27 protein-coding genes are annotated in these 26,135 nt (G+C 69.7%); 12 read left to right on the forward strand and 15 right to left on the reverse strand.

Going from position 1 to position 26,135, the window contains the following annotated elements; translation table 11 throughout:
* Positions 1–93: 93 nt before the first annotated feature.
* Positions 94–1,269: a VWA domain-containing protein gene (locus JWR86_RS09720; RefSeq protein ID WP_299564294.1), complete on the reverse strand. Its 1,176-nt coding sequence runs from the start codon at positions 1,267–1,269 to the stop codon at positions 94–96.
* Between the two features lie 257 nt (positions 1,270–1,526).
* Between JWR86_RS09720 and JWR86_RS09725 the strand changes: the two genes are divergently transcribed.
* The 4 genes from JWR86_RS09725 (at position 1,527) to JWR86_RS09740 (ending at position 4,962) form a co-directional block, all read left to right on the forward strand.
* Complete coding sequence (locus JWR86_RS09725) at positions 1,527–1,961, forward strand: hypothetical protein (protein WP_299564297.1); 435 nt, start codon at positions 1,527–1,529, stop codon at positions 1,959–1,961.
* Between the two features lie 97 nt (positions 1,962–2,058).
* Positions 2,059–4,062 carry an acetyl/propionyl/methylcrotonyl-CoA carboxylase subunit alpha gene (locus JWR86_RS09730; RefSeq protein ID WP_299564300.1) on the forward strand — a complete coding sequence of 668 codons (2,004 nt, stop codon included), beginning with the start codon at positions 2,059–2,061 and terminating at the stop codon, positions 4,060–4,062.
* Positions 4,063–4,147: 85 nt separating this feature from the next.
* On the forward strand, positions 4,148–4,681 hold the full coding sequence (locus JWR86_RS09735; RefSeq protein WP_366914576.1) for a gamma-glutamylcyclotransferase family protein: 534 nt from the start codon (positions 4,148–4,150) through the stop codon (positions 4,679–4,681).
* Positions 4,678–4,962 (forward strand): acylphosphatase, encoded by a 285-nt coding sequence (locus tag JWR86_RS09740; RefSeq protein WP_299564303.1) that lies wholly within the window; start codon positions 4,678–4,680, stop codon positions 4,960–4,962. The genes JWR86_RS09735 and JWR86_RS09740 overlap by 4 nt, the downstream gene beginning before the upstream one ends.
* Positions 4,963–4,966: 4 nt before the next feature.
* Here JWR86_RS09740 and JWR86_RS09745 read toward each other — a convergent pair whose 3' ends face one another.
* A complete protein-coding gene (locus JWR86_RS09745; protein ID WP_299564306.1) occupies positions 4,967–5,377 on the reverse strand; it encodes a rhodanese-like domain-containing protein in 411 nt (136 codons plus the stop codon).
* On the opposite strand from JWR86_RS09745, the gene JWR86_RS09750 reads away from it, so the two are divergent.
* Both JWR86_RS09750 and JWR86_RS09755 read left to right on the forward strand, forming a co-directional pair.
* Positions 5,376–6,143: a DUF599 family protein gene (locus JWR86_RS09750; RefSeq protein WP_299564309.1), complete on the forward strand. Its 768-nt coding sequence runs from the start codon at positions 5,376–5,378 to the stop codon at positions 6,141–6,143. The genes JWR86_RS09745 and JWR86_RS09750 overlap by 2 nt on opposite strands.
* The gene (locus JWR86_RS09755; protein ID WP_299564312.1) at positions 6,140–6,403 is read left to right on the forward strand and encodes a DUF3253 domain-containing protein; all 264 of its coding nucleotides are present in this window, start codon (positions 6,140–6,142) and stop codon (positions 6,401–6,403) included. The genes JWR86_RS09750 and JWR86_RS09755 overlap by 4 nt, the downstream gene beginning before the upstream one ends.
* Before the next feature lies 1 nt (position 6,404).
* Here JWR86_RS09755 and JWR86_RS09760 read toward each other — a convergent pair whose 3' ends face one another.
* From JWR86_RS09760 to JWR86_RS09790, 7 genes are all read right to left on the reverse strand, one after another.
* On the reverse strand, positions 6,405–7,187 hold the full coding sequence (locus tag JWR86_RS09760; protein WP_299564315.1) for a YdcF family protein: 783 nt from the start codon (positions 7,185–7,187) through the stop codon (positions 6,405–6,407).
* Positions 7,188–7,205: 18 nt separating this feature from the next.
* Entirely contained in the window at positions 7,206–7,910 is a 705-nt protein-coding gene (locus JWR86_RS09765; RefSeq protein ID WP_299564318.1) for a ribonuclease activity regulator RraA, read from the reverse strand.
* A gap of 10 nt (positions 7,911–7,920) precedes the next feature.
* Complete coding sequence (locus JWR86_RS09770) at positions 7,921–8,760, reverse strand: aldo/keto reductase (RefSeq protein ID WP_299564321.1); 840 nt, start codon at positions 8,758–8,760, stop codon at positions 7,921–7,923.
* Positions 8,761–8,884: 124 nt separating this feature from the next.
* A complete protein-coding gene (locus tag JWR86_RS09775; protein ID WP_299564324.1) occupies positions 8,885–9,514 on the reverse strand; it encodes a glutathione S-transferase family protein in 630 nt (209 codons plus the stop codon).
* Positions 9,511–9,954, reverse strand: coding sequence for a type II 3-dehydroquinate dehydratase (gene aroQ / locus JWR86_RS09780; protein ID WP_299564326.1), 444 nt, complete (start codon positions 9,952–9,954; stop codon positions 9,511–9,513). Before aroQ ends, JWR86_RS09775 begins: the two co-directional genes overlap by 4 nt.
* A 42-nt stretch (positions 9,955–9,996) precedes the next feature.
* Positions 9,997–10,851, reverse strand: coding sequence for a MipA/OmpV family protein (locus JWR86_RS09785; RefSeq protein ID WP_299564329.1), 855 nt, complete (start codon positions 10,849–10,851; stop codon positions 9,997–9,999).
* 150 nt (positions 10,852–11,001) lie between these two features.
* Positions 11,002–12,060, reverse strand: coding sequence for an amidinotransferase (locus tag JWR86_RS09790; RefSeq protein WP_299564474.1), 1,059 nt, complete (start codon positions 12,058–12,060; stop codon positions 11,002–11,004).
* Between the two features lie 382 nt (positions 12,061–12,442).
* Between JWR86_RS09790 and JWR86_RS09795 the strand changes: the two genes are divergently transcribed.
* From JWR86_RS09795 to hpnH, 6 genes are all read left to right on the forward strand, one after another.
* Positions 12,443–13,432, forward strand: a complete 990-nt coding sequence (locus tag JWR86_RS09795) for a flippase-like domain-containing protein (RefSeq protein ID WP_299564332.1) — start codon at positions 12,443–12,445, stop codon at positions 13,430–13,432.
* Positions 13,429–14,601: a bacteriohopanetetrol glucosamine biosynthesis glycosyltransferase HpnI gene (gene hpnI, locus JWR86_RS09800; protein ID WP_299564335.1), complete on the forward strand. Its 1,173-nt coding sequence runs from the start codon at positions 13,429–13,431 to the stop codon at positions 14,599–14,601. Before JWR86_RS09795 ends, hpnI begins: the two co-directional genes overlap by 4 nt.
* Positions 14,601–16,034, forward strand: a complete 1,434-nt coding sequence (gene hpnJ, locus JWR86_RS09805) for a hopanoid biosynthesis associated radical SAM protein HpnJ (protein WP_366914577.1) — start codon at positions 14,601–14,603, stop codon at positions 16,032–16,034. The genes hpnI and hpnJ overlap by 1 nt, the downstream gene beginning before the upstream one ends.
* Before the next feature lie 151 nt (positions 16,035–16,185).
* Positions 16,186–17,055 (forward strand): hopanoid biosynthesis-associated protein HpnK, encoded by an 870-nt coding sequence (gene hpnK / locus JWR86_RS09810; protein ID WP_299564341.1) that lies wholly within the window; start codon positions 16,186–16,188, stop codon positions 17,053–17,055.
* 299 nt (positions 17,056–17,354) lie between these two features.
* Positions 17,355–18,314: a 4-hydroxy-3-methylbut-2-enyl diphosphate reductase gene (gene ispH, locus JWR86_RS09815; protein ID WP_299564344.1), complete on the forward strand. Its 960-nt coding sequence runs from the start codon at positions 17,355–17,357 to the stop codon at positions 18,312–18,314.
* Positions 18,315–18,342: 28 nt separating this feature from the next.
* Positions 18,343–19,503: an adenosyl-hopene transferase HpnH gene (gene hpnH, locus JWR86_RS09820; RefSeq protein ID WP_299564347.1), complete on the forward strand. Its 1,161-nt coding sequence runs from the start codon at positions 18,343–18,345 to the stop codon at positions 19,501–19,503.
* On the opposite strand, the gene JWR86_RS09825 is transcribed toward hpnH, so the two are convergent.
* The 6 genes from JWR86_RS09825 to hpnA are packed head-to-tail and all read right to left on the reverse strand — an operon-like array spanning position 19,453 to position 26,124.
* Positions 19,453–20,133, reverse strand: coding sequence for a phosphorylase (locus tag JWR86_RS09825; RefSeq protein WP_299564350.1), 681 nt, complete (start codon positions 20,131–20,133; stop codon positions 19,453–19,455). The genes hpnH and JWR86_RS09825 overlap by 51 nt on opposite strands.
* Before the next feature lie 31 nt (positions 20,134–20,164).
* Positions 20,165–22,138, reverse strand: coding sequence for a squalene--hopene cyclase (gene shc / locus JWR86_RS09830; RefSeq protein ID WP_299564354.1), 1,974 nt, complete (start codon positions 22,136–22,138; stop codon positions 20,165–20,167).
* The gene (gene hpnE / locus JWR86_RS09835; protein ID WP_299564357.1) at positions 22,135–23,424 is read right to left on the reverse strand and encodes a hydroxysqualene dehydroxylase HpnE; all 1,290 of its coding nucleotides are present in this window, start codon (positions 23,422–23,424) and stop codon (positions 22,135–22,137) included. Before hpnE ends, shc begins: the two co-directional genes overlap by 4 nt.
* Positions 23,421–24,257, reverse strand: a complete 837-nt coding sequence (gene hpnD, locus JWR86_RS09840) for a presqualene diphosphate synthase HpnD (RefSeq protein ID WP_299564360.1) — start codon at positions 24,255–24,257, stop codon at positions 23,421–23,423. The genes hpnE and hpnD overlap by 4 nt, the downstream gene beginning before the upstream one ends.
* On the reverse strand, positions 24,254–25,129 hold the full coding sequence (gene hpnC, locus JWR86_RS09845) for a squalene synthase HpnC (RefSeq protein WP_299564363.1): 876 nt from the start codon (positions 25,127–25,129) through the stop codon (positions 24,254–24,256). The genes hpnD and hpnC overlap by 4 nt, the downstream gene beginning before the upstream one ends.
* The gene (gene hpnA, locus JWR86_RS09850; protein ID WP_299564365.1) at positions 25,126–26,124 is read right to left on the reverse strand and encodes a hopanoid-associated sugar epimerase; all 999 of its coding nucleotides are present in this window, start codon (positions 26,122–26,124) and stop codon (positions 25,126–25,128) included. The genes hpnC and hpnA overlap by 4 nt, the downstream gene beginning before the upstream one ends.
* Between the last annotated feature and the right edge of the window lie 11 nt (positions 26,125–26,135).

Raw genomic sequence — 26,135 nt, forward strand, 5'->3', positions numbered from 1 at the left:
TGCCCGCCATCCGCCTGGCCTCGTCGGCGCATCGGCCAAGGCCTGGCCGGGGAGGGGCGCCGTGGCTTCGGGCCCGGCCGCCGGCGGTCGCGCTCAGCGCACCAGCGCCCGCATGGCTCCGTCGAGACCCTCGATCGTGAGCGGGAACATGCGGCCGCCGAACAGCCGGCCGATGGCGCCGATGGATTGCGTGTAGCCCCATTGCGATCTCGGCACGGGGTTCAGCCAGACCGATTTCGGAAACTGGGCCGTCAGCCGCTCGATCCAGACCTGGCCCGCCTCCTCGTTCCAATGCTCCACGGAGCCGCCCGGCATCACGATCTCGTAGGGGCTCATCGACGCGTCGCCCACGAACACGGCGCGGTAATCGGCCGGATAGGTCCGCAACAGCTCCCATGTCGGGATCGTCTCGGTGTGCCGGCGGCGGTTCTCCTTCCAGACCCGTTCATACGGGCAGTTGTGGAAGTAGAAATGCTCGAAATGCTTGAATTCCGACCGGGCGGCCGAGAACAGTTCCTCGGCCTTCTCGATGTGCCAGTCCATGGACCCGCCGACGTCCAAGAAGAGCAGCACCTTGACGGCGTTGCGGCGCTCCGGCCGCAGCTTCACGTCGAGCCAGCCCTTGCTGGCGGTCTCCCGGATGGTGCCGTCGAGGTCGAGCTCTTCGGCGGCGCCGGTGCGGGCGAACCGCCGCAGCCGCCGCAACGCGACCCGCATGTTGCGGACGCCGAGTTCGACCGTGTCGTCGAGGTCCTTGAACTCGCGCTTGTCCCACACCTTCACGGCCCGGAAGTTGCGGTTTCCGTCCTGGCCGATCCGGATCCCCTCCGGGTTGTAGCCATAGGCGCCATAGGGTGAGGTGCCGCCGGTGCCGATCCATTTCGAGCCGCCCTGGTGGCGGCCCTTCTGCTCCTTCAGGCGCTCCTTCAGGGTTTCGAGGAGCTTGTCCCAGCCCATCGCCTCGATCTGCTTCTTCTCCTCCTCGGTCAGGAATTTCTCGGCGAGCTTGCGCAGCCATTCCTCCGGGATGTCTGCGCTCTCCAGCGCCTGGGAGAGGGATTCGGCGCCCTTGAACACCTGGCCGAACACGCGGTCGAAGCGGTCGAGATGGCGCTCGTCCTTGACCAGGCAGGCCCGCGCCAGGAAGTAGAAATCCTCGATCCTCTTCTCTGCGAGGTCGCGGTCCAGGCCCTGCATCAGGGTCAGGTATTCCCGGAGCGTGACCGGCACCTTGGCCGCGCGAAGCTCGGTGAAGAAGCGCAGAAACATGGGGGCGTTCTCGGACCGCGGCCGCGGCCGGTCAAGGACCGGGCCGGTCCGCCGGGCCCGTCGCGACAGGCCGCCGCGGAACATCGATCAATTTTTCTGCAACCAAGTCATCATCTCGCAACCAACAGACTTCCATCCCGCTTAACCTGAAAATCCGTTCAGATCTATACATTAACTCCTCGTCTCGAGGGCTTGCGTAAGTGTTGATCTCGTCGTGTGGAACATGAGGGCCGTGAAGGCTCCAGGGAGCATCGATCATGATCAAGCTGTCGCTCGAGCATTTCGTGAAGACCGTGCTGCAATCCAACGAGATCACGCGGGATGATATGCGCCGGCTGCAGCGCGACATCATGCCGGACGGAGTGGAGAGCCGCGATGAGGCGGACGTCCTGATCGCGCTCGACAGGGCCGTGACGCACAAGCATTGCACCTGGAGCGCCTTCGCGTGCCAGTCGGTCGTGGATTTCGTGGTCTGGACCTCCCGTCCGACCGGGTATGTCGACCACGAGACCGCGACTTGGCTCGTGGGCTCGCTCTCGGCCGGGTGCGGCCCGAGCCCCGTCGCCGAGGCGATTGCCTTCGAGGTGGTGCGGGAAGCCGAGCGGGTCGACGCCGCGCTCGTGGCCTTTGTGATGAAGTCGGCCCACGGCCGCATGGTGGAGCCGGCCTCGGACCTGGCCTTCGCGGCCTGAAAGCGAGCTCGGATCGGCTTCCCCGACCGCCCGCCATGGGCTAACGGACGGATCCGCCGTAACAAGATCCCGTCACGGTGCCCGGCCGCGAGAACTGATGTTTGACACGATCCTGATCGCTAACCGTGGCGAGATCGCCTGCCGAGTCATCAAGACCGCAAGGCGCATGGGCATCCGCACCGTCGCGGTCTTCTCCGACGCGGACCGCAACGCGGTTCACGTCGCGATGGCGGACGAGGCGGTGCATATCGGCGCCGCCCCCGCCTCCGAATCGTATCTCGTGATCGACAAGATCGTGGAGGCATGCCGCCGCAGCGGGGCGCAGGCGGTCCACCCTGGCTACGGCTTCCTGTCGGAGCGCGAAGCCTTTCCGCTGGCCCTCCAGGCGGCCGGCATCACCTTTATCGGCCCGAACCCGCACGCCATCGCGGCCATGGGCGACAAGATCGAGTCGAAGAAGGCCGCGGCCGCCGCGCGCGTCTCGACCGTGCCGGGCTACCTCGGCGTGATCGAAAGCCCGGACCACGCGGTCCGCATCGCCGAGGAGATCGGCTTTCCGGTCATGATCAAGGCCTCGGCCGGCGGCGGCGGCAAGGGCATGCGCATCGCCCACTCGTCGGACGAGGTGGCCGAGGGGTATGCCCGGGCGAAGTCCGAAGCGGCCTCGTCCTTTGGTGACGACCGCGTCTTCGTCGAGAAATTCATCACCGATCCGCGCCACATCGAAATCCAGGTGCTGGGCGACAAGCACGGCAACGTCATCCATCTCGGCGAGCGCGAATGCTCGATCCAGCGCCGGAACCAGAAGGTGATCGAGGAGGCGCCGTCGCCGCTGCTCGACGCCGAGACCCGCGCCAGGATGGGCGCCCAGGCGGTCGCCCTCGCCAAGGCCGTCGGCTACGATTCTGCCGGCACGGTCGAGTTCGTGGCCGGGCAAGACAAGTCCTTCTACTTCCTCGAAATGAACACCCGGCTCCAGGTCGAGCATCCGGTCACCGAGATGATCACCGGGCTCGACCTCGTGGAGCTGATGATCCGGGTCGCGGCGGGCGAGAAGCTGCCGCTCACTCAGGACCAGGTGAAGCTCGACGGCTGGGCCGTGGAGAGCCGGGTCTATGCCGAGGACCCGACCCGCAACTTCCTGCCCTCCATCGGCCGGCTGACCACGTATCGGCCCCCGGGCGAGAGCGCGGTGCCGGGCGGCGCCACGGTCCGCAACGACACCGGCGTCGAAGAGGGCGGCGAGATCCCGATCTTCTACGATCCGATGATCGCCAAGCTCGTCACCCATGCGCCGACCCGGCTCGAGGCGATCGAGGCCCAGGCTGGCGCTCTGGACGCCTTCGCGATCGAGGGCATCCGGCACAATATCCCGTTCCTGTCGGCCTTGATCGCACATCCCCGCTGGCGCGAGGGCCGGCTCTCGACCGGCTTCATCGCCGAGGAGTTCCCGTCGGGCTTCGCCGAGTTGCCGCCGACCGGAGGGACCGCGCGCGCCATTGCGGCGGTGGCGGCGGCGATCGACCACCTTCAGAACGAGCGCAAGCGCGGCATCTCCGGCCAGATGCGGCCGGGCGTGGTCAGGTTCGAGCGCGAGCGCGTGGTGGCGCTCGGCGCCGAGCGGCACGCGGTGACGATCGGGGACGGCGCATCCGGCCCCGTGATCGGCTTCGCCGACGGCGAGCGGCTGCCGGTCGCCTCGGCCTGGCGGCCCGGCGAGCCGGTCTGGACCGGAACCGTGGACGGGCGGGTCCTGTCCGTGCAGGTGCGGCCGATCCGCAACGGCGTGCGGCTGGCTCATGCCGGCACTGCGGTCGAGGCGCGGGTCTACACGCGGCGCGAGGCCGAGCTCGCCTCGCTGATGCTGGAGAAGGCCGAGACGGGGGCCGGCAAGGCGCTGCTCTGCCCCATGCCGGGCCTCGTCAAGCAGATCCAGGTTGTCGCCGGCCAGGCCGTCAAGGCGGGCGAGCCGCTCGCCGTGGTGGAAGCGATGAAGATGGAGAACGTGCTTCGGGCCGAGCGCGACGCGACCATTGCCAAGGTGGTCGCGAAGGAAGGCGAGAGCCTGGCCGTGGACGCGGTGATCCTCGAATTCGCCTGACCGAAAGGCGCGGCGCGGGCGAGACCGGCCCGGCCTCTCGCCGGGGCTGATTGGCCGGGCCCGCCCGGCATGCGAGCATCGCCGAATGCCCCTCTGTTTCGCCTACGGCTCGAACCTGGACCGGGCCGCCATGGCCGCCCGCTGCCCAGGGGCCCGTCCGGTCGGGCTCGCCCGGCTGGAGCGGCACCGGCTGGCAATCATGCGCGAGGGCTATCTCACGGCGGTCCACGATCCGCGCCGCGCGGTGCACGGCCTGCTCTGGGACGTGCCGTTCGCCGACCTTCCGGCGCTGGACCGCTATGAGGAGGTGGCGGGCGGGCTCTATGTGAAGCGCCTTCTCTCACTGGCCGGGGAGGGCGGGGCGAAGCGGGCGCTGGTCTATCTCGGCAGCAATGCCGGACCGGGCCGGCCGCGACCCGGCTATCTCGACGCCGTGCTGTCGGCAGCACGGGAGGCCGGGCTGCCGGCCGGGGCTTTGGCCGACATCGCCGCCCTGGGCACGGGCGGTGCCGCGCCTCAGGCGGAAGCGCCCCGGCCGCCTCCGGTTCGGCCGACCCGACGCAGTCCGCTCGATCCGGCACGGTCGCCGAGCCCGCCGAACTGGCGGTGGACCCCATGACGGACGTCGTCCGCCTCGTCATCCGGGGCCGCGTGCAGGGCGTCGGATTTCGGGCCTGGACCCGTGGCGAGGCCGAGCGGCGGGGCCTGTCGGGCTGGGTCCGCAACCGGCGCGACGGCACGGTCGAGGCCGTGCTGGCTGGACCGGCCGAGGCCGTCACCGCGATGACGGAGGCGTGCCGGCGCGGCCCGGGCGGCGCCACGGTCGACGCCGTCGAGTCGCATGCGGCCGAAGCGGGCGAGGCCCCCGAGGGGGCGTTTCAGCAGAGGGCGACGGAGTAGGGCCTCAGCCCTTGCGGGGCGCGGGGGCTTCCACGGCCCCGCCGGCCTTCTTCCACGCACCGAACCCGCCCTCGATATGGGCCACGGGTTTCAGCCCCATCTCCTGGGCCGTTGCGGCCGCAAGCGCCGACCGCATGCCGCCGGCGCAGAAGAACACGAACCGCTTGTCCGCCGCAAAAACCGGTTTGTGGTAGGGGCTGTCCGGGTCGATCCAGAATTCCAGCATGCCGCGGGTGCAGTTGAAGGCCCCGGGAACCCGCCCGTCGCGTTCGAGCTCGCGCGGGTCGCGGATGTCGACCAGGACCACGTCGTCCCGTCCGTGCAGGCCGATGGCCTCGGCGGCCGGGATGGTTTCCACCCTGGCATTCGCCTCGTCCACCATCGCCTTGTAGCCGCGCGTAATGGTCTGGGGCATGATGGGTCTCCTTGTTCGGGATGTGGCGGGGCTGCCCGCGGAGGTCAATCGCAGCGTGCTGGGGACGCTCGGATTCTCGGTGGCCGATGTCGCCGCATTCGCCTTCTTCACGGCAGCCTGGCTGCTCTACCATTACGCCGTGGAGCGGAGCGCCGCCGGGCCCGGTAGCCTCAACCGGGTGATGAATCTCCAGCGCTATGCCTGGATGCGGGCGCTGCTGACGCGCGACAATCGCATCGTCGACAGCAACATCAACGCGTCGCTCCAGAACGGCACCGCGTTTTTCGCCTCCACGGCGCTCCTCGCCATCGGCGGCTCGGTGACCCTGCTGCGCTCCGCCGACGAGGTCGTCACCCTGTTCGCGCAACTGCCGTTCGGGCTTGCGACGACGCGGCTCGCCTGGGACGCCAAGGTGCTCGGGCTCACGGTGATCTTCGTCTACGCGTTCTTCAAGTTCGCCTGGTCGTACCGGTTGTTCAATTACGCGGCGATCCTGATCGGTGCGGTTCCGGAGCGCGGGGTCGGGCCGCCCGAGGAAGCCGAGGCCGCGGCCTGGCGGGCCGCATCGATGAACACGGTGGCGGGCCGGCACTTCAACCGCGGCCAGCGCGCCTTCTTCTTCGCGCTCGCCTATCTCGGCTGGTTCATTTCGGCCTACGTGCTGATCGCCACGACCGCCTTTGTGCTCTACGTGATGTGGCATCGCCAATTCGCCTCCGACGCGCTTGCCTCCCTGTCCCGCGGCCCCTGGCCGGAGTCCCGATGAGCCGCCCTTCGCCCGAAGACATCAGCCGCACCATCCTGGCGCTCGCCGCTGAGCGCGGGGCCGGCAAGACCATCTGCCCCTCAGAGGTGGCGCGCGCGCTCGGCGGCGCCCATCCGGACGGGTGGTCGCCTCTGATGGGGCCGGTGCGGCGCGTGGCCGTCCAGCTCATGAAGGAGGGCCAGATCGTGATCCGCCGCAAGGGCCGGCCGGTCGATCCGGAAGATTTCCGGGGCGTGTACCGGATCTCGCTGCCGGACTAGCTCAGGGCCCGGGCAGCAGGCTGTCGGTGCGGCCGGACAGCCGGTACGCGAGGAGACCGGCCCATTCGCGCACGGCCAGATCGACGCGGGCGAGGCCGGAGCCGACCGAGGTCGTGCCGGCCAGGAGGTCGCCCGGCGCGCCCGTCCGGAAATCGACCGGGTAGGGCACCACGTCGAACCCGGCATGCCGGAAGGCCCCGACCGAGCGCGGCATGTGCCAGGCCGAGGTGACGAGCAGCCAGCGCTCGCCGGGCTTCGGCGCCAGGAGCCGGCGAACCTCGTCGGCATTCTCCGCCGTGGTGCGCGAACGGTCCTCGAACAGGATGCGGCCGGGGTCGATGCCGAGGGTCGCGCCGTGCAGGCGCACGGCCTCGGCCTCCGGCCGCCCTCCCTTCACGAGGGCGCCGCTGCCGCCCGAAAAGACGATCCGGGCCTCCGGGTGGCGTCGGGCGAGGTCGGCCATGGCGATCACCCGCTCGGAGGCGTCGCCCGTCACGAGCTGGCCACGGGCGAGCGACGTGTCGGCCTGCACCGCGCCGCCCAGCACGATCACGCCAGCCACCGGTCGGCCGTCCTCCGGGCTGACCGGGAAGCGGTTCTCCAGGGGCACGAGCAGCCAGAACCCGGCCGGCGACAGCCCGAGCAGAAGCGCCGCGGTGAGGCTGGCAAGGCACAGGTAGCGGCCCCAGCGCCGCCGCCCCGCGAGGGCCCCGACGACCGCGCCGACGATCAGGAGGTTGGACGGAGTGAGGAGGAACCAGCCGATCTTGGACAGCGCGAACACCGGCCGGATTCCGGCCGGTCAGCCGCGGCCGTGCTCCTGCTCGTAGCGGGCCCGCGCCTCTGCGTTGGGCGGGTAGAGGCCGGGCAGCGGCACGCCCTTTTCGACCTCCTTCATGATCCAGAGCTCGAGCAGTTCCTGGTCGGGGCCCGCCTTGGCCACCTCCTCGACATAGGCGGCCGGAATCACGACGCCGCCGTCGCCGTCGAGCACGATCACGTCGCCGGGAAACACGGCAACCCCGCCGCAGCCCACCGGCTCGCCCCAGCCGACGAAGGTGAGAGCCGCGACCGAAGCCGGCGCGGCCACGCCCGCGCACCAGACCGGCAGGCCCGTCGCGTCGACGCCGACCCCGTCCCGCACCACCCCGTCGGTGACAAGGGCCGCGACCCCGCGCTTCTTCATGCGGGCGCACAGGATATCACCGAAAATCCCGGCGTCGGTCGATCCCATCGCGTCCACCACCGCGACGGCGCCCTCGGGCATGGCCTCGATGGCGGCGCGCGTGGATGTCGGTGAGGACCAGGATTCGGGTGTAGCGAGATCCTCCCGGGCCGGCACGAAGCGGAGCGGGAAGGCGGGCCCGACCACGCGGCGGCTGGCGTGGAAGAGGGGGCGCGGGCCGCGCATCCAGGTGCGCCGGATGCCCTTCTTCAGCAGGATGGTCGTGATGGTGCCGGTCGAGGTCGCCCGGAGGGCGTCGGCGATGGCCTTGTCGAGGGTCATGGAGCTGTCCTCAAGCCGCCCGGTCCCAGTCGGGCGCGAAATCGGGATCGACGACCCGGCTGTTCGGGCGGCGAAGGCCGGACAGAGCCGCCATCTCGTCCGGCGCCAGCTCGAAGGCGAAGATGTCGAGGTTGTCCGCGATGTGCTTCGGCGTTCCCGATTTCGGGATCGCCACGACGCCCGGCTGCTGCACGTGCCAGCGCAGCACGATCTGCGAGGGGGTTTTTCCGTGCCGCTCGGCGACCCGCCGCACGGCTTCGTCCTCCAGCACGGCGCCGCGGCCGAGCGGGCAATAGGCGGTGAGCGCGAGCCCGTGCCGGCTGCAGGCCGCCATCACGGGGTCCTGGGCCAGATAGGGGTGGTATTCGACCTGGTTGGTGACCAGAGGCTCGGTCGCGCGGCGGACCGTCTCGTCCAGCATGGCGGCCGTGTAATTCGACACCCCGATATGCCGGGCGAGGCCGCTTCGCTTGGCGCCGCAGAGTGCGGCCGTGGAGCGCTCCAGCGGCACCGCCGCGTTCGGCCAGTGGATCAGAAGGAGGTCGACCTCCTGCAGGCCGAGCCGTTTCAGGCTGGCCTCGGCCGAGCGTTCGAGGTCGCCGGGCGCGATGTCGTCGAGCCAGACCTTGGTGGTGACGAAGATCGCGTCCCGGTCGACCCCGCTGGCCTTCAGCCCGGCCCCGACGGCCTCCTCGTTGCCGTACATCTTGGCCGTGTCGATGTGGCGGTAGCCGGCCGCGAGCGCGGCCTGAACGGCGTGCTCGCAACGCTCGCCCTCGAGCCGGAAAGTGCCAAGGCCGACGGCCGGGATGCTGGCGCCGTTGGCGTCGACCAGATGGGCTTGGGGCAAGAGGACCTCCCGCGAACCGCGCGTCGCACCGATGTCGAGCCGGGCAGGGCCCGTCAACCCGCGGCGGCGTCCCGCGGGCGGGGGCCCAAGACGCCCGGAGCGAGGCGGTTCCGCCCCCCGTCGCTCAGGAGAGCGGGATCGCCATGACGGCCTGAGCGCCCGGGCGCTGCCGCAGGCGCGCGAACCAGGCCTCCAGGTGGGCCAGGCGGGGGCGCTCGATGGGCAGCGCCAGCCAGCGCTTGACGTGGCACCCGACCGGAATGTCGGCCATGGAGAAGCTGTCGCCCGCGACGTAGGGCCGGTCGGCCAGGCGTGCATCCAGGATGTGAGCCGCGGCGGCGCTGGCCTCGGTCGAGCGGGCCACCACGCCGGCGTCGCGTTGCTCAGGCTGGGTGCGGACCAGTTGCCAGAACACGTCCCGCATGGCCGGGGTTGCGGCGGTGCATTGCCAGTCCATCCAGCGGTCGGCATCCGCGCGGACCCGCGGGTCGGCAGGCAGCAGCCCCGATGCGGGATGCTGCCCGGCGAGGTAGCGGACGATTGCGTTGGACTCCCACAGCGTGAAACCGTCCGCCTCCTCCAGCACGGGGATCAGGCCGTTCGGGTTCATGCGCCGGTATTCGGGCGTGTCGACGGTCCCAAAGGCGCCGCCGGCATCGACCCGGGCGTAGGGGACGCCGATCTCGTCCAGCGCCCAGACAACCTTTTGCACGTTCACGGAGCTGACGCGGCCCCACAGCTTGTAGGCGCTCATGCGCAGGCTCCTTCGCGGCCGTCGAGGAGGGCCTCGAGCGCGAGATCATACGACAGGGGGCCGAACCCGGCGATCACGCCCCGCGCAACGGGGGCGATGGTCGAGCGGTGCCGGAAGCTTTCCCGGGCATGCACGTTTGACAGGTGAACTTCGATCACGGTGGCGCCCGCGCCGGAGATGGCGTCCCGCAGAGCGATCGAGGTGTGCGTGTAGGCACCCGCGTTGAGGATCACGCCGGTGCCGTTGCGCCCGGCCTCGTGGATCCAGCCGACGAGGTCGCCCTCGTGGTTCGATTGGCGAAACTGGAGTTCGGCCCGGGACCCGGCCCGGGCCCGGAGCCGCTCTTCGATCCCGGCCAGCGTGACCGCGCCGTAGACGCCCGGCTCACGCGTCCCGAGAAGGTTCAGGTTGGGGCCGTTGATGACGAGGATTTGGACCAAGCTCGCGCCTCCCAGGCTCCGGCGCCGTTGCGCCGGATCTCCTCAGGGGAGGGCGGCGAGACCGGTGCCCGGGGTGTAGCTGAACGAGTAGGACACCCTCAAGCCGACCGTGAGCTGATCCGCGCTGCCGATCCGCTCGGTGATGGGGCTGCGGGCCGCGTCGCCGACGAGGCGGTCATAGCCAACGAAGCCCGTGGTGGCCCAGGTCTCGCTCCAGCGGTAGGTGACCGCGGCAAGCGCACCGACCGATGTCACGCCGCCATTCGGCCGGAACGGAACGACGCGCGGGTTGAACAAGGCGTCCGTCGGGGTCACGCCGAAATGGCGGAAATGCTGGCGGCTGTCGCTCAGCGCCATGCGGGGGCCGACCGAGGCCGTCCAGGGACCCATCTGGTTGATGAAATCGAGCGCGAGGTTGCCGGTCCAGCCGCTGTCATCCTGGAAGCCGTGCCGGATCTCGGCGCGCGCCCGGATGAAGGTGAGGGGCCAGTATTCCAGGAACAGGCCGGACTCGAGATCGTATTGCCGGTTCCGGATGCCGCGCAGAGCGCGGTCGTCGCGCTGGTTCCGGCCCGACTGGAAGCGGAACACAGGACCGAACCGGAAGGACGGCTCCTCCAGGAAGGAGATCGACGCGCCGTCATCGGGCGCCAAAAAGCGCCGCGGCTCGTCGGAGCGGCGGTAGTTCAGGGAGGGGAAGAAGACCCCAGTCGCCTTGTCTGATCCAAGATAGGAGGGCGCGGCCGTGCCGGTCACCGACAGCGTGACGACGTAAGTATCGCTCGTCCCGCGCGGCGGCGGCCGATAGCGCGTGAAGGAGGCCATCTCCTGCGCGCCCGCAGCAATCGGGCACGACAGAACAAGCGCCCCGATCAGCGCTGCTTTGCGAAACAACATCAACGAAATCCCCAAACCGCTGCTGCGATGCAGCGATTCACTCAATCCGGACCATACTGCTTCGCTGCTGACCGGCAACGCTTGTGCGCCCCGTCCACAGCCGTTCACCTGGACGTTGTGCTCTTCAGACATCAGTGCGGTGCGACCGCGTCAGCAATACGATTCCAGCGTGCCGCGCCGGCGGACGTCCAGAGTCGCGCAGTGGAAGGCGCCCCCGAAGGGGCCATAGGCGAGGAACGGGCACGGGATCGGGTCGAAGCCCCAATCCTTGAGCGCCTTGATCAGGGTCGGCTGCGACTGGTCGACCACGACCTTCTTGTCTGTCAGGGACAGGACATTGATGGAGGTCCAGGGCGAGCACATCGAGATCTTGGCCATCACCCCCTCCACGGGATCCGGGCGCGGCGCGACCAGGATGTCCCAGTGCTTCAGGGCCGGCGGAAGGTTGGCCACGTCGCAATAATCCGGGTTCACGAGAACCTTGCCGGGCGCGAGCGGCATGAAGGTCGAGTCGATATGCATCGGCTGCTTGCACAGGCTCGGGATCTCGTGGATCCGGAAGCCGTCACCCAGATGCCGGCGCAGCCATTCGACGCCGAACCGGTTGGTGACATTGGACACGGTGACGAACAGGTCGCGACCGCAGCGCACGAAGTCGGCCGCGTCGAACACCGGCTCCCACTCGTTGATGGTGTAGCGCATCTCCTCGCCCTTGGCCGGGATGCGGTAATCGTGCCGGTAGAGATCGTCGAGGAGCTGCGGCCGGGGCGCCGAGGTCCAGCGCGCGCCGGCCCGGAAATATTCCTTGAACAGGGAGCGGTAGGCGTCGCCCTCGAAATAGCGCGTGCGCCAGCACATCGGGCTCTCGATGATCTCGTCGCCAACGACGAGATATCCGTCCCGCGGACAGGCCGTGCAGAAGCCGCGCGAGGACCAGGCCGGGGTCGAGAACTTGGTCTTGAAATCGACGATGTCGGGACGCCGCACCTTCACGCCTTCGCCTTCCAGGATGGCGATGAAGGCGTCCAGGTCCTTTTGCGCGAGCTTGCGCATCCAGCTCGGGTAGCGGTAGCCGCCTACGAAGCGGTACAGCTTCGCCGCGAGCGGCGGCAGGTTGAACGTGACCGTGACGTGGTCGGACGGGATCGTGGCGCCTTCGAGCCGCCCGACGATCACCTCCTCCAAAGGATCCCACTCGTTCCAGGACATCACGGCCGGAGGCGTGCCGGGCAGGCCCGAGGCCTCGCGCGCCGGGCGGGGAGCCCCGTTCAGCGCGGCGGGACGGTCAGGCGCGTCGGTGGTCAGCATGGCGGTCTCTGTCTTGGTTCCTGTGCGGTCCGACGCCCGAGCTCCGGGTCGCGAGCCCCGGGGACGGCCTAGACAGGGATGGCCCAGCGCGGCCTGAGGGCGGAGCGCCGCACTCCAAAGAGCCGCGCGAGGCGGCCCGGCAGGGTCGCGACCTATACCAGAGGCCGTAACCAAGCCAACCGGTTCGGCCGGGGTGTGGCGACGATTCGCGCCTTCATGGTTTGCATTTGCGCTAAAGGACCCTCCCGTCAGGCAGACGCGGCCGCCGGCCGCTCGGGACAGAATGAAGCATTTCGCCCTTTTCGCATTCCTGGCCGGCGTCACGCTGTTCAGCCTCATCCTGGCCTGGTCCGGGCTCGACGACGTCGTCGCAGCCGCCGCCTCGGCCGGCTGGGCGACCCTCGTCGTGATTGCGGCCAGGGCTGGGGCGTTGGTCGCCGAAGGTGTCGCCTGGCGCATTCTGTTTCCACCCGGACAGACCCTCGGCACCGGCGTCTGCATCCTCCTCCGCTTCATCCGCGAGGCCGTGAACCAGCTTCTGCCCGTCGCGGCGGTGGGCGGGGACGTGGTCGGCGCGCGTCTCGCGACCTTCTGGCGCGCGGACGGGGCGCTCGCCGGCGCGACCATTTTCGCCGACGTCGCCGTGCAGGCCGCTACCCAGTTCCTGTTCGCGGCCGCCGGCCTTCTGCTTCTCTTCGTCCTGAAAGGGGACAGCGAGCTGGTCCGCTATGCGGCGTTTGGCCTCGCGCTCGCCGCAGCCGGGATCTCGGTGTTCCTGGCCCTGCAGCGCCGGCAGGGCTCGCGCTGGATCAATGCCGTGCTGCGCCGTCTCGGCGGTGGCCGGGACTGGTCCGCCACGGCCCTGGTCGAGCGCCTCTGGACCCGCCTCGGTGCGGTGTATGACCGGCCGCGCCGTGTGGCCGGCTGCGCTGCGATCCATTTGGCCGTCTGGGTGTTCGGCTCCGTGGAGGTTTATGTGGCGCTCTGGGCGATGGGCTACCCGGTGACGTTTGTTGAGGCGATCGTGATCGAGAGCCTGGGCCAGGCCGTGCGCGGCGCCGCCTTTGCCGTCCCGGGTGGGCTCGGCGTCCAGGAGGGCGGCTACGTGGCGCTGTGTGCGCTGTTCGGCATCCCGCCCGGCCCCGCCCTGGCGCTCTCGCTCGTGAAGCGCGTCGCGGACCTGACGCTCGGCCTGCCGTTCCTGGTCGCCTGGCAGGCATTGGAGGGTCGGCGGGCCCTGACGCGGCCGGCGCTGGCGGAGCGCGGGCCTTGAGCGCAGCCGAATGGATCTGGGCCCTGTTGATGGGAGCGGCTGGGCTCGGCACCGCCTACCTGCTCCTGTCGGTCGCCCTGGTGCGCCGCTTCGCGGCCGCCCGCGCCGCTGCCCCGTCGACGCCGCCGCCGGACGGAGTGCCGCCGGCCATCACCGTGCTGAAGCCGCTGCACGGGGTCGAGCCGGGCCTGCGGGAGAACCTGCTCACCTTGCTGCAGCAGGATTATCGCGGCCCGGTGCGCATCGTCTTCGGCGTCCAGAGCGGCGCGGACCCGGCCATCCGGGTGGTCGAGGCGCTCCGGCGCGCCCACCCCGCGCGGGACATCGCGCTGGTGGTCGATGCCCGACAGCACGGCTCGAACCGCAAGGTCTCCAACCTCATCAACATGGCGGCGCACATCGTCGGCGAGGTGGTGGTGCTGGCCGACAGCGACATCCGGGTTGGTCCGGACTACCTGTCGGGTCTGGTGGCCGAACTTGGCCGGCCGGGCGTCGGGGCGGTTACCTGCCTTTATCACGGCCTCGCCTCCCGCAGCCTCTGGTCGCGGCTCTCCGCCCTCGGCATCGACACGCATTTCCTGCCCGGCATCGTGACCGGGGTGGCGGTCGGGCTGGCGACGCCCTGCATGGGGTCCACCATCGCCCTCCCACGCGAGACGCTGGAGCGGATCGGGGGCCTGCAGGTCGTGGCGAACGCGCTGGCGGACGATTACGAACTCGGCGCCGCGGTGCGCCGGCTCGGGCTGTCCGTTGCGGTGCCGCCCTTCACGCTCGGCCATGTCTGCCCTGAGGACAACGCTGCGGAACTGATCCGCCGCGAGCTGCGCTGGCAGCGCACCATTCGGCAGATCGATCCGCTGGGCCATGCCGGATCCCTCGTGACCCACCCGCTTGCCTTCGCGCTGCCGGCCCTGGCCCTCGGGCCCGGACCCGCCGCCCTCGCCCTGGTGGTGGCCGCGGCGCTGAGCCGCCTCGCCCTCTGCCTTGCCGCAGAGAGGGCGTTCGGATTAAAGCCACATCCCTACTGGCTTATTCCGGCACGGGACCTCATGTCCCTGCTTGTGTTCGCGGCGAGCTTCTTCGGCCGCGGCGTCGACTGGCGCGGCCACCGCTTCGACGTCGCGCCCTCAGGCGCGCTGATCCCCACAACGAGGCCCGACCCTTCATGATGCGGACCCTCTTCCTCCAGGCTCCCTCCTACGAGGGCTTCGATGGCGGCGCCGGCTCGCGCTACCAGGCGCGCCGCGAGATCCAGTCCTTCTGGTATCCGACCTGGCTCGCCCAGCCGGCCGCGCTGGTCGAGAACTCCAAGCTGATCGATGCGCCGCCGCACAAGACGAGCCTTCAGGACGTGCTCGGCCACGTGCGCGACTACGACCTGGCGGTTCTGCACACCTCGACGCCGTCTTTCGAATCCGACGTGAAGGTGATCGAGGCCATGAAGGCCACGAACCCGAACCTCAAGGTCGGGCTCATCGGCGCCAAGGTGGCCGTGCAGTCTGACGAGAGCCTCAAGGAGGCCCCCGTGGTCGACTTCGTGGCCCGCAACGAGTTTGATTTCACGGTCAAGGACGTCGCCGACGGCGTTGCCTGGGGCAACATCAAGGGCCTGTCCTATCGCAACAGCGAAGGGGTCATCGTGCACAACGAAGACCGCGCGGTCATGCACGACATGGACTCGCTGCCCTTCGTCACGCCGGTCTACAAGCGTGACCTGAAGATGGAGAACTACTTCATCGGCTATCTCAAGCACCCCTACATCTCGTTCTACACGGGCCGGGGCTGCAAGAGCCGGTGCACGTTCTGCCTCTGGCCGCAGACCGTCGGCGGCCACCGCTACCGGACCCGCTCCGTCGGGCACGTCATCGAGGAGGTGAAGTACATCCTCCAGGCGTTCCCGCAGATGAAGGAGCTGATGTTCGACGACGACACCTTCACGGACGACCTTCCGCGCGCGGAGGCGATCGCGAAGGAGCTCGGCAAGCTCGGCGTCACCTGGTCCTGCAACGCCAAGGCGAACGTCCCGCGCGACACCCTCAAGGTGCTCAAGGACAACGGCCTGCGCCTGCTGCTCGTCGGCTACGAGAGCGGCAACCAGCAGATCCTGCACAACATCAAGAAGGGCATGCGGGTCGAGGTGGCCGAGCGGTTCACCAAGGATTGCCACGAGCTCGGGGTCCAGATCCACGGCACCTTCATTCTCGGCCTGCCCGGCGAGACCAAGGACACCATCCGGGAGACCATCGAGTTCGCGACGCGCATCAACCCGCACACCATCCAGGTGTCGCTCGCGGCGCCCTATCCGGGCACCTTCCTGTACAAGCAGGCCCTGGAGAACGGCTGGCTGGACCTGAAAAACGCCGAGCTCATCAACGCAAACGGCATCCAGATCGCTCCGCTGCACTATGAACATCTGTCGCACACGGAGATCTTCACCTCCGTCGAGGATTTCTACCGGAAATTCTACTTCCGCATCCCGAAGATCGCCTCCATCGTCGGCGAAATGGTCACCCAGCCGGACATGATGAAGCGCCGGTTGCGCGAGGGCATCGAGTTCTTCCGCTTCCTCAAGGAGCGCCGGGGCACCGCGCAGGCCGCTTGACACCGGCGCAGGCGGCTTGACCCGCCGCCGTGTCTCCCGCGGTCCGGTCCGGCCGCGCTTGCCGGCCGTGGAACGCGGCGTGGCGAGCCGTCCGTTCGCGGCGGCCTGAAGGCAGGTGAGCGGGTCTGCTCCCCGCGCTGATCGGTTGACCATGGATCCGGCCCGGGCGTCCCTTGTGGTCACCGCCGACGATTTCGGCCTCTCGCGGGAGGTGAACGAGGCCGTCGAGATCGGGCATCGGCGCGGCATTCTGACCGCAGCTAGCCTGATGGTGGCCGAGCCGTGGTGCGTCGACGCCGTGCTGCGGGCGCGCCGGCTACCGGGCCTCGCGGTCGGGCTGCACCTGACATTGGTCGAGGGGAGGGCGGTGCTGCCCCGTTCCGAAATCCCGGACCTCGTCGGGCCGGACGGCCGGCTTCGCCAGGACCTTGCCCGCTACGGCGCGGACATCTTCTTCCGCCCCGGCGTGAAGCGGCAGGTCGCGGCCGAGATCCGCGCGCAATTCCAGGCCTTCCGCCGCACCGGGCTCGCCCTGGATCACGTCAACGCGCACAAGCATTATCACCTCCACCCGACCGTCGCCGGCCTCGTCCTGCGGATCGGGCGGGAGTTCGGCATGACGTCGCTGAGGGTCCCGGTCGAGCCCGCCGCCGTGCTGGCTCAGGTCGAGCCGACGCGGCGGGGGCTGGAGGCCCGGCTGGCGGGACCCTACGCCGCGCTTCTGCGCGGGCGGGCCCGGCGGGCCGGGCTCACGGTTGCCGACCAGGTGTTCGGGCTCGCCTGGTCCGGCGCGGTCGATCCTGGCCGCATGGCCGGGCTGCTGAGAGCGCTGGCGCCGGGCCGCACCGAGATCTACCTGCACCCGGCGACGGCGGGCGGGTTCGACGGGGCGGCGCCGGGCTATCGGTATGCGGACGAGCTGGCGGCGCTCGTCCTCCCGGCGAGCCGCGCCGCGCTCGCCGAAAGCGGCGCGGCGGTGTCCAGCTATTCGTCCTGGGCCGGGACGGGCGCAATCTCGTGAACGGCGAAACCGCTTCATGAGGTCGCATCGCCTCGCGCAAGGACGCGCCTCATGTGAGAGTGGCGCGAGCGGCGAAGATTCGCCGCAGCTCCTGATTCCGGCTACGGCGTCCGCCGACCCGTCGCCGATGCGCGGAAAGGCGCTTTTACAACGTGTCCTCAAGCATTAAGGGTGACGGCGAGCTCATCCTCGACGATCGACGTCGGAGGGTCCATAATACCTATCGGACGGGATCCGGTCCGTCGGAAAGCTCCTCGGCCGCGGCCGCAGAGCTCCGTCTCGGTGACAAGGGTACGGCGATGAAGGTTGTGCTCGCGCAGCCGCGAGGGTTTTGTGCCGGGGTGGTGCGGGCGATCGACATTGTCGAACGCGCGCTCGCCAAATACGGCGCGCCCATCTATGTGCGCCATGAGATCGTCCACAATCGGCATGTGGTCGAGACGCTGAAGGCCAAGGGCGCCGTCTTCGTCAAGGAGCTCTCGGAGGTGCCGGCTGGCGCCGTGACCGTGTTCTCCGCCCACGGGGTCGCCCGCTCTGTCCAGGACGACGCGAAACTGCGCAGCCTTCCCGTGCTGGACGCCACCTGTCCGCTTGTGACCAAGGTGCACAACCAGGGTCGTCGTTACGTGACGCAGGGCCGCACCCTGGTCCTCGTCGGCCATGCCGGCCATCCCGAGGTCGTGGGCACGCTCGGCCAGATCGATGGCGAGGTTCACCTCGTTCAGACTGCGGCCGATGTCGAGACGCTGCCGCTCGCGCTGGATACGCCCATCGCCTACATCACGCAGACCACGCTGTCGGTGGACGACACCAAGTCGATCATCGAGGCCCTGAAGGCCCGCTTCTCGGACGTGATCGGGCCCGATACCCGCGACATCTGCTACGCAACTCAGAACCGCCAGGCGGCGGTTCGGCAACTTACTGGGCTTGTCGACGTTCTCTTGGTCGTCGGGGCCCGCAACTCGTCCAATTCCAACCGGTTGCGGGATGTCGGCGAGGAGGCGGGCGTGCCCTCGTATCTCGTGGCTGACGGCAGTGAAGTGGATCCGGCCTGGCTGGTCGGCGCCAAGACGATCGGATTGACAGCCGGGGCCTCGGCCCCGGAGGTTCTGGTGGATTCCGTCATCGACGCGCTGCGGCGCATCGGTCCGGTGGAGGTTTCCATCCTCGACGGCACGGAGGAGAACATCACGTTCAACCTCCCGTTCGAGCTCCGCACTTTCGAGCCGGCCGCCGCGGCTCGGACCGCTGCCGCCTGACGCGGCGGCTCATCAGAAGAGGCGTTTCGTGGGTATTCCTCTCCGGCAGGTCGTCGACGTCGGCGCCTATGTGGTCAAGCAGCACCTTCAGGGCAAAAAGCGCTACCCGCTCGTCCTGATGCTGGAGCCTCTGTTCCGCTGCAACCTCGCTTGCGCGGGCTGCGGCAAGATCGACTATCCGGACGAGATCCTGAACCGGCGCATCTCCGTCGAGGACGCGCTCGGCGCCGTCGACGAATGCGGCGCGCCGGTGATCGTGATGGCCGGCGGCGAGCCGTTGATCCACAAGGACCTGCCCAAGATCGTCGAGGGCATCATCGCACGGCGGAAATACGCGATCGTCTGCACCAACGCCTTGCTGCTCGAGAAGAAGATCGACCAGTACAAGCCCTCGCCCTATTTCACCTGGTCGATCCATCTCGATGGCGACACCGAGATGCACGACAAGTCCGTCTGCAAGGCGGGCGTCTATGAAAAGGCCACCGCGGCGCTGAAGCTCGCCAAGGAAAAGGGCTTCCGGGTCACGATCAACTGCACCTTCTTCAACGATTCCGATCCGGAGCGGGTGGCGAACTTCTTCGACATGGTGACGGCCATGGGCGTGGACGGCATCACCGTGTCCCCCGGCTACGCGTATGAGCGGGCGCCCGATCAGAAGCACTTCCTGAATCGGCGCACCACCAAGGAGCTGTTCCGGGGCGTGTTCCGACGCGGTGCGGAGCGGGCCAAGAAGGGCGGCACGCGCTGGGCCTTCAACCAATCCACCATGTTTCTGGACTTCCTGGCCGGCAACCAGAGCTACAAGTGCACCCCCTGGGGCAATCCCACCCGGACCGTGTTCGGCTGGCAGAAGCCCTGCTACCTCCTCGGCGAAGGCTACGCGAAGACCTTCAAGGAGCTGATGGAGGACACGAACTGGGACAATTACGGCGTCGGTAATTACGAGAAATGCGCCGACTGCATGGTCCATTCCGGCTTCGAGGCCTCGGCCGTGAAGGACACCATTCGGCGGCCCTGGCAGGCCGCCAAGGTGGCCCTGTTCGGGATCGAGACCGAACGGGCGATGGCGCCCGACATCGACCTCTCGAAGCAGCGCCCGGCCGAATACGTCTTCTCGCGTAACGTGCAGCAGAAGCTGTCAGAGCTGAAGTCCGAGGTTCGGCCCGAGAAGGCCGCCAACGCGGCGTAGCGTTCGGAACGCGCGGCCCGCATCGCGAGCGGTGCGGATCAGGCCCGGGATCTGGCCCGGGTCGCGGCCGATCCCGGCCAGGACCCGCAGCACGTCGACGGAGCCGTCCGGCCGCATGGCCTGGCCGGCGACCTCCGGCAGAGTGTGATCGACCGAATCCGAGATGACCCGCAGCACGGCGAAGGGCAGGCCGTGCGCGGCTGCATAGGCCGCAGCGACGTGGGATTCCATGTCCAAGGCCGCGGCGCCGCTGCGCTCGGCGAGACGCCGCTTGTCGGCGGCGGCGAGGACGGGCCGATCCGAGCCGATCAGCAGCCCTGCCACGCGCGGAGGGAGCTCGGCCGCGAGCCGGGCCCGCCATTGCTCGATGATGGCCGGGGAGACGGCCCGCTCGGGCCCGCCCTCGCAGCCCACCCGGTCGGGGCAGACGAGATCACCCGCCTCCAGATGCGGTGCGAGGGCACCGGCCATCCCAAAGCTTACCACGCCGCACAGCGTGTCCGGCCGAAGGGCCGCGAGCCGCTCGTCGAGCCCGCTCCGGCTGCCCCCGCCCACGACGGGCCGGAGGCCGGATCCGCGCAGGACGGCCGCCTCGCGATTCAGCCCGCAGACGAGGAGAAGCTGCCGCACGGGCCTGCCTCCAGGGCCGGAGGCGCGCCGTTCAAATGCCCCAGGGCACCCGCTGGGTGTTGGAGCGCTTGAGGTTGCGGTAGCGCGCCATGGCCCAGAGCGGGAAGTATTTCGGGTAGCCGTGGTAGCGCAGGTAGAAGACCCGCGGGAAACCGCCGCCCGTATAGGAATCCTGTGGCCACAGGCCGTCCTCCGCCTGGGTTTCGGCGAGATAGCGGATGCCGCGCTCGACGGCCTCCGTCTCGACGGCGCCGGCCGCCATCAGCCCGAGCAGGGCCCAGGCCGTTTGCGACGGCGTCGAGGGTGCCGCCACGTAGCCGTCGTAATCGAGCCGGTAGCTGTCGCAATCCTCGCCCCAGCCACCATCCGGATTCTGCACGGAGCACAACCACTCGACCGCGCGCTGGACCACGGGACCGTCCAGGTCGGCCCCGGCTGCGTTGAGGGCGCAGAGCGCCGACCAGGTGCCGTAGACGTAGTTCACGCCCCAGCGTCCGAACCAACTGCCATCCGGCAGCTGGTCGCGCTCGAGATAGGCGAGGGCTGCCTTCATGCGGGGGCTGTCGGAGGGCTCCCCAAGCTGCGCCAGCATGCCGATGCAGCGGGCCGACACGTCCACCGTCGGCGGGTCGAGCAGCGCGCCGTGATCGGCGAACGGGATGTTGTTGAGATAATCGTAGGTGTTGTCGGCGTCGAAGGCGCCCCAGCCGCCGTTCCGGCTCTGCATGCCCTCGATCCATTCCCGGGCGCGCGCCACGGGCTCGTCGAAGGCCGCCGCGTCACCCGCGAGCTTCGGCCGCAGCCGGTCCATAGCCAGCACCACGGCGGCGGTGTCGTCGGTGTCGGGGTAATGGGCGTTGTTGTACTGGAAGGCCCATCCGCCGGGACGCAGGCCCGGGCGCTCGTCGACCCAATCGCCTTTGACGTCGAGGATCTGGCGCGGCTTCAGCCAGCGCATGGCCTCCACCACGGCCTGCTCCGCCTGCACATCCCCGGTCTCGAGGAGCGCATGTGCGGCCAGCGCCGTATCCCAAACCGGCGAGACGCAGGGCTGAAGATAAGCCTTCTCCTCGTCGACCACGAGCAGCTTCTCGATCGCGCCCCGGGCGGTGGCGCGGTCCGGATGGCTCTCCTCGTAGCCGAGAGCGTCGAACATCATCACGGAATTGGCCATGGCCGGGTAGATGCCCCCGAGCCCGTCCTCGCCGTTCAGGCGCTCACGCGTGAATTCGACGGCCCGCTCGATCGCCCGGGCCCGGAGCTTGGTCGGCCAATGCGGGTCCACCTGCTTCAGCAGGACATCGAGGCTCTTGAAGAGGGCCGCCCAGCCGCGTTTCACATGGGTCTTGGCCTTGCGCCGGCCCGAGCCCGGCGCTGCGAACAGCTCCTGCACGCCGATGGCGCGCGGGTTCCGGGCCTTCGGCTTGATCGCCATCACGACCAGCAACGGCGCGAGCACCGTCCTGGCCCAGTAGGACATCTTGCCAAGGTGGATCGGGAACCAGCGCGGCAGGAGGATCATCTCCACCGGCATGGAGGGCGTGGCGTTCCAGGACATCTCGCCGAACAGGGCGAGCTGGATCCGAGTGAACACGTTGGCGGTGCCCGCCCCGCCATGGGCCAGAATGGCCTCGCGCGCCTTTGCCATATGCGGCGCCGCCGGATCGTCCCCGATCATCTTCAGGGCGAAGTAGGCTTTCACGGAGGCGGAGACGTCGAACGCCCCGCCGTGGAAGAGCGGCCAGCCGCCATGCTCGCCCTGAATGGACCGCAGATAGCGCCCCATCTTGGCCTCGAGCTCGAGGTTGTCGGGCTCGCCGAGGAAATGGCGCAGGAGGATGTATTCGGCCGGGATCGTGGCGTCGGCTTCCAGCTCGAAACACCAATGGCCGTCGTCGTGCTGATTGCCCAGCAGCGCTGCCGTGGCCGAGCTGATGGCCGAGTCGAGAGCCACCGGGGAGGGCGCGGCGCCCGGATCGTGCCGGATAGGAGCGACGAAATTCACGGTGAAGCCTTTGACACAGAACTCGAACTGCGGCTAACGCCGCTCTGCAACACACTGTTCGCCGCCTCGCCGGATCGTATCGCGCCTTCGATGGTCGCCGGCAAGCCCGTCGCAGTCCAGTCGCCTGCGAGAACCAGATTACGGTAAGCAGTGGCGGGGGCGGGCCGGCGTCCGGCCTCGGCCGGTGTGGCCGCAAAGGTGGCCCGTTTCTCCTTGACGACCTGCCAGGGCGGCATCGGTTCGGCCGGGAGGCCCGTAACTGTTGCGACCTCCTGCCAGATCCGCCGCGCCAGCTCGTCGCGGGGCTCGTCAAACCAGCGGTCGCCGTCGCTGACCGTTACGGAAAGACGGTCCGGATAGGCGAACAGCCATTCTGACAGGCCGCCGACCACCCCGAGCAGCAGCGGCTGCCCGGGCGGGGGGGCGATCCGGAAATGCGCGTTCAGGATGCCGCGGTGGGCTTCCGGCACGGCGAGGCCCGGCACGAGGCCCGCCGCGACCGGGCCAGGGACGGCCAGAACGACGGCGTCACCCGGGCCGATCTCGGTCACGCCGTCCGCAAAGGCGAGCTCGGAGACCCGCCCCTCCGTGGCCTGGATGCCGCGGAGGCGCGTGCCGAACCGGATCTCAGCCCCGCGCCCCGTCAGATAGGCGAGGGCGGGATCGACGAAGGCGGCTGAAAGGCCCCCTGTCGCGACCAGGGGGTGGCAGGCGCGGCCGCCGGCCCCGAGCGTTTCGCGCAGGACCGGAGCCGCGAGGCCCGCGGCCGAGATCCTGGGATCGGTGTTGAGGGCGGCGAGGAGGACGGGGTGCCAGAGCCGCTCCCACAGCGGGCCCTCGCAGCGCATCACCTCTCCGATCGTCCGCTCGGGGCGGGAGCGCAGGATCGCGAGGGGCGCCAGGTAGTCGCGGGCCGAGGTTCCGGGCACGCGGCGCGACGGCACGAAGATCCACCAGGGCAGCCGGCCCTCGTTCGGCCGCAGCCGCCAGCGCTCGCCGGTGCCGAGATCGGCGAAATCGAAGGTTGCCTCGCCCGGTCCCTCCAGCGCGCCCCGCCCGCCGACCAGATCCAGGTAGCTCATGGCCGAGCGGTTGCCGGACAGGAGCAGGTGGTTGCCGTTGTCGATGACCAGGTCGAGCGTGCTGTCGTGGTAGGACCGGCAGCGGCCCCCGGCCGCCTTGGCGGCCTCGTGCAGCACCACCGTCTCGCCGCGCTCGGCCAGCCGCACGGCCGCGCTCAGGCCGGCGAGTCCGGCGCCGACGACGTGAACCGTGCGGGCGCTCACGCGAAGGCGTGCCGAAGAAGAGCCAGCACGAGAGGGAGCTTGGCCGTGCGGACGCGGCTGCGGGGCGGGGCGAAGCCACGCCGCTCGAGCCGGTCGAGCACCGAGCGGTAGGCCGCCTCCATGAGGCGCGGGGCCCGCACGGCCCCCCGCGGCTGGCCCCGCATCACCCGGTCGGCCTCGCTGTAATGCTCCCGTGCCCGGGCGATCACCTCCTGGCAGGCAGCCTCGAGCCCCGGATGGGCCAGGACGGCCGCCGGGGAGAGATCCTTCATCCCGGCTCGCTGCAGCGCCTCCGCCGGCAGGTAGAGCCGGCCGATGGCCGCGTCCTCGTCGAGGTCGCGCAGGATGTTGGTGAGCTGCAGGGCCCGGCCGAGGTGATGGGCGAGTTCGTCGGCGTCCCGGTCCTTCAGCCCGAAGACCCGGCCCGACAAACGCCCGACCGAACTCGCGACGCGGTCGCAATAGAGGTCGAGCGTTTCCCAATCCGGGGCCTGGATGTCCGCCTGGGCGTCCATCTCCATGCCGTCGATCATGTCCAGGAAGCCGTCGCGGCCGAGCCGGAACGTCCGAACATGCGGGGCCAGCGCGGCCGTGGTCGGCCTCGCCTCCCCCCGATAGAGCGCTTCGATGTCGTCCCGCCAGCGGGCGAGTTGCTCCCGGCGCGCGGGCCGCGGCCCACCGTCGTCGGCGATGTCGTCCACCGCCCGGCAGAAGGCGTAGATCGCGTACATGGCGTCGCGCTTCGCCTTCGGCAGGATGCGCATGCCCAGATAGAACGAGGAGCCGGAGGCCGGCAGGGCCGGCGCGGCATCCGCAGCCGCCGCTTGGGTCACGCCGTGGCTCCAGCCCGGATCGCGCCCGTGCCCGGCCGCCGCTGCCACAGCGCTCGCAGGATCCCGGCTCCGGCCGAGCGCAGCGCCTCGGCCTTGGTCGCGTGCACGCGCTCCGACAGCGGGTCCCGCCGCCGCAGGGTGGCGACGAGCGCTTCGGCCAGCGCCTGGATCACGCTCACCTCGAGCCCGAGGCGGAGGTCGCGAACCTGGCCCGGAAAGACCGCGCTGGCACGCAGCAGCCCGGCCGCCCCCTCGTTCAGCTCGCGGATGGCCGCCAGGAGCCCGGGCGTGGCGCGCGGCCGGGAGAGGTCGGCCACGGTGGCGCCGTGGCGGCTCAGCGCATCCTCGGTGAGGTAGACGCGGTCGAGTTCGCGGGCGTCCTTGCCGCAATCCTGCAGGTGGTTGATCACCTGGAGCGCCGCGCAGAGTGGATCGGAGGCCGCCCAGGTGGCGCGGCTCTCGCCATGGACGTCCAGCACGAAGCGGCCGACCGGCATGGCGGAGAGCGCGCAATAGCCCATCAGCTCGTCCCAGCTGCGGTAGCGGTTCTTGCGGGAATCCAGCCGGAACGCCTCCAGGAGATCCTGCGCGTGGGTGGCCGGCAGGCCGCGCTCGGCGAGCGCCAGCCGCAGCGGCTCCGCCTCGGGATCGGGCGGGGCGCGGCCGAGGAGAGCGGCTTCCAGCCCATCCAGCAGCCGCAGCTTCGCGTCCGCCGGCATGGTCGGGTGGTCGGACACGTCGTCGGCGGCCCGCACGAAGCGGTAGAAGGCCAGGATCGGCCCGCGGTGGCGGGCGCTGACGAGCCGGGCGACCGGGAAATTCTCGTCCGTGTGCCCCTTCCCGGACCTCGCCGCGGTGGCTGTGGTGGTCATCGGAGGGTGCCTGCGGCCTGGAACCAGGCGATCGCGTCAGCCAGCCCCTGCCGGTAAGGCCGTGACGTGTAGCCGATCTCCCGGCGTGCTTTCGCGTCGTCGAAGAACATGCGGTACTTGGCCATGCGCAGCGCGTCCCGGGTGACGAAGGGCTCCCGGCCGGTGAGGTGGGCCACCGCTTCGGCGCCGAGCGCGAGCGGCCAGATCGCTTGCCGGGGCAGCCGGACGGTGGGTGCGCGCCGCCCGACCAACTCGGCGATGTCGGCCAGCATGCGGGACAGGAGAACGTTTTCGCCGCCCAGGATGTAGCGCTCGCCGATGCGGCCATGCCGCAGCGCCGCCAGGTGCCCGGCCGCCACGTCGTCGACATGGACCAGGTTGAGTCCGGTATCGACAAAGGCCGGCATGCGGCCGCGGGCCGCCTCGACGATGATGCGACCGGTCGGCGTCGGCTTGACGTCCCGTGGGCCGATCGGCGTCGACGGATTGACGATCACGGCCGGCAAATTCTCGTCCCGGATCATGGCCTCGACCATGCGCTCGGCCAGGACCTTCGAGCGCTTGTAGAGCCCGATCGCCGTCTCGGGCGTGAGCGGGCGGGTCTCGTCATGGCCAGGCGTCAAGGTCGCGACGCTGGACGTGTAGACCACCCGCTCCAGGCCCGCGGCCAGGGCCTCGCGCATCAGGTTGCGGGTGCCCGCGACATTTGTCTCGACCAGTTCCTCCGGGCGGCGCGACCAGAGCCGGTAATCGGCCGCGACATGGACCAGGTGGCGCACGCCCTGGAGCGCCGGCTTGAGGGAGGCCGCGTCGCGCAGGTCGCCGGTTGCGACCTCATCCTCGGGGTGGAGATTTGTGCGCGGACTCGAAGGCCGCACCAGCGTACGGACGCGGTAGCCCGCCTCACGAAACGTGTTCGCGACCGCCGAGCCGACAAAGCCCGACGCGCCCGTTACCAGGACCGTGGTGCCGCGTTCCGCGGTGGCCTCGCCCATGCCACGTGGGG

This window comes from Enterovirga sp. (assembly GCF_028290205.1).
In the GTDB taxonomy this organism is placed as follows: Bacteria; Pseudomonadota; Alphaproteobacteria; order Rhizobiales; family Beijerinckiaceae; genus Enterovirga.

Bases quoted from the DNA above. Each gene is read 5' to 3' on its own strand.
- ispH (WP_299564344.1), top strand. From the start codon at position 17,355: ATGAAGGTTGTGCTCGCGCAGCCGCGAGGGTTTTGTGCCGGGGTGGTG.
- JWR86_RS09740 (WP_299564303.1), top strand. From the start codon at position 4,678: ATGACGGACGTCGTCCGCCTCGTCATCCGGGGCCGCGTGCAGGGCGTC.
- hpnA (WP_299564365.1), bottom strand. From the start codon at position 26,124: ATGGGCGAGGCCACCGCGGAACGCGGCACCACGGTCCTGGTAACGGGC.
- JWR86_RS09785 (WP_299564329.1), bottom strand. From the start codon at position 10,851: ATGTTGTTTCGCAAAGCAGCGCTGATCGGGGCGCTTGTTCTGTCGTGC.
- JWR86_RS09750 (WP_299564309.1), top strand. From the start codon at position 5,376: ATGATGGGTCTCCTTGTTCGGGATGTGGCGGGGCTGCCCGCGGAGGTC.
- JWR86_RS09745 (WP_299564306.1), bottom strand. From the start codon at position 5,377: ATGCCCCAGACCATTACGCGCGGCTACAAGGCGATGGTGGACGAGGCG.
- JWR86_RS09775 (WP_299564324.1), bottom strand. From the start codon at position 9,514: ATGAGCGCCTACAAGCTGTGGGGCCGCGTCAGCTCCGTGAACGTGCAA.
- JWR86_RS09795 (WP_299564332.1), top strand. From the start codon at position 12,443: ATGAAGCATTTCGCCCTTTTCGCATTCCTGGCCGGCGTCACGCTGTTC.
- JWR86_RS09735 (WP_366914576.1), top strand. From the start codon at position 4,148: ATGCCCCTCTGTTTCGCCTACGGCTCGAACCTGGACCGGGCCGCCATG.
- JWR86_RS09765 (WP_299564318.1), bottom strand. From the start codon at position 7,910: ATGACCCTCGACAAGGCCATCGCCGACGCCCTCCGGGCGACCTCGACC.
- hpnC (WP_299564363.1), bottom strand. From the start codon at position 25,129: ATGACCACCACAGCCACCGCGGCGAGGTCCGGGAAGGGGCACACGGAC.
- hpnK (WP_299564341.1), top strand. From the start codon at position 16,186: ATGGATCCGGCCCGGGCGTCCCTTGTGGTCACCGCCGACGATTTCGGC.
- JWR86_RS09790 (WP_299564474.1), bottom strand. From the start codon at position 12,060: ATGTCCTGGAACGAGTGGGATCCTTTGGAGGAGGTGATCGTCGGGCGG.
- JWR86_RS09725 (WP_299564297.1), top strand. From the start codon at position 1,527: ATGATCAAGCTGTCGCTCGAGCATTTCGTGAAGACCGTGCTGCAATCC.
- hpnJ (WP_366914577.1), top strand. From the start codon at position 14,601: ATGCGGACCCTCTTCCTCCAGGCTCCCTCCTACGAGGGCTTCGATGGC.
- JWR86_RS09720 (WP_299564294.1), bottom strand. From the start codon at position 1,269: ATGTTTCTGCGCTTCTTCACCGAGCTTCGCGCGGCCAAGGTGCCGGTC.
- JWR86_RS09755 (WP_299564312.1), top strand. From the start codon at position 6,140: ATGAGCCGCCCTTCGCCCGAAGACATCAGCCGCACCATCCTGGCGCTC.
- JWR86_RS09730 (WP_299564300.1), top strand. From the start codon at position 2,059: ATGTTTGACACGATCCTGATCGCTAACCGTGGCGAGATCGCCTGCCGA.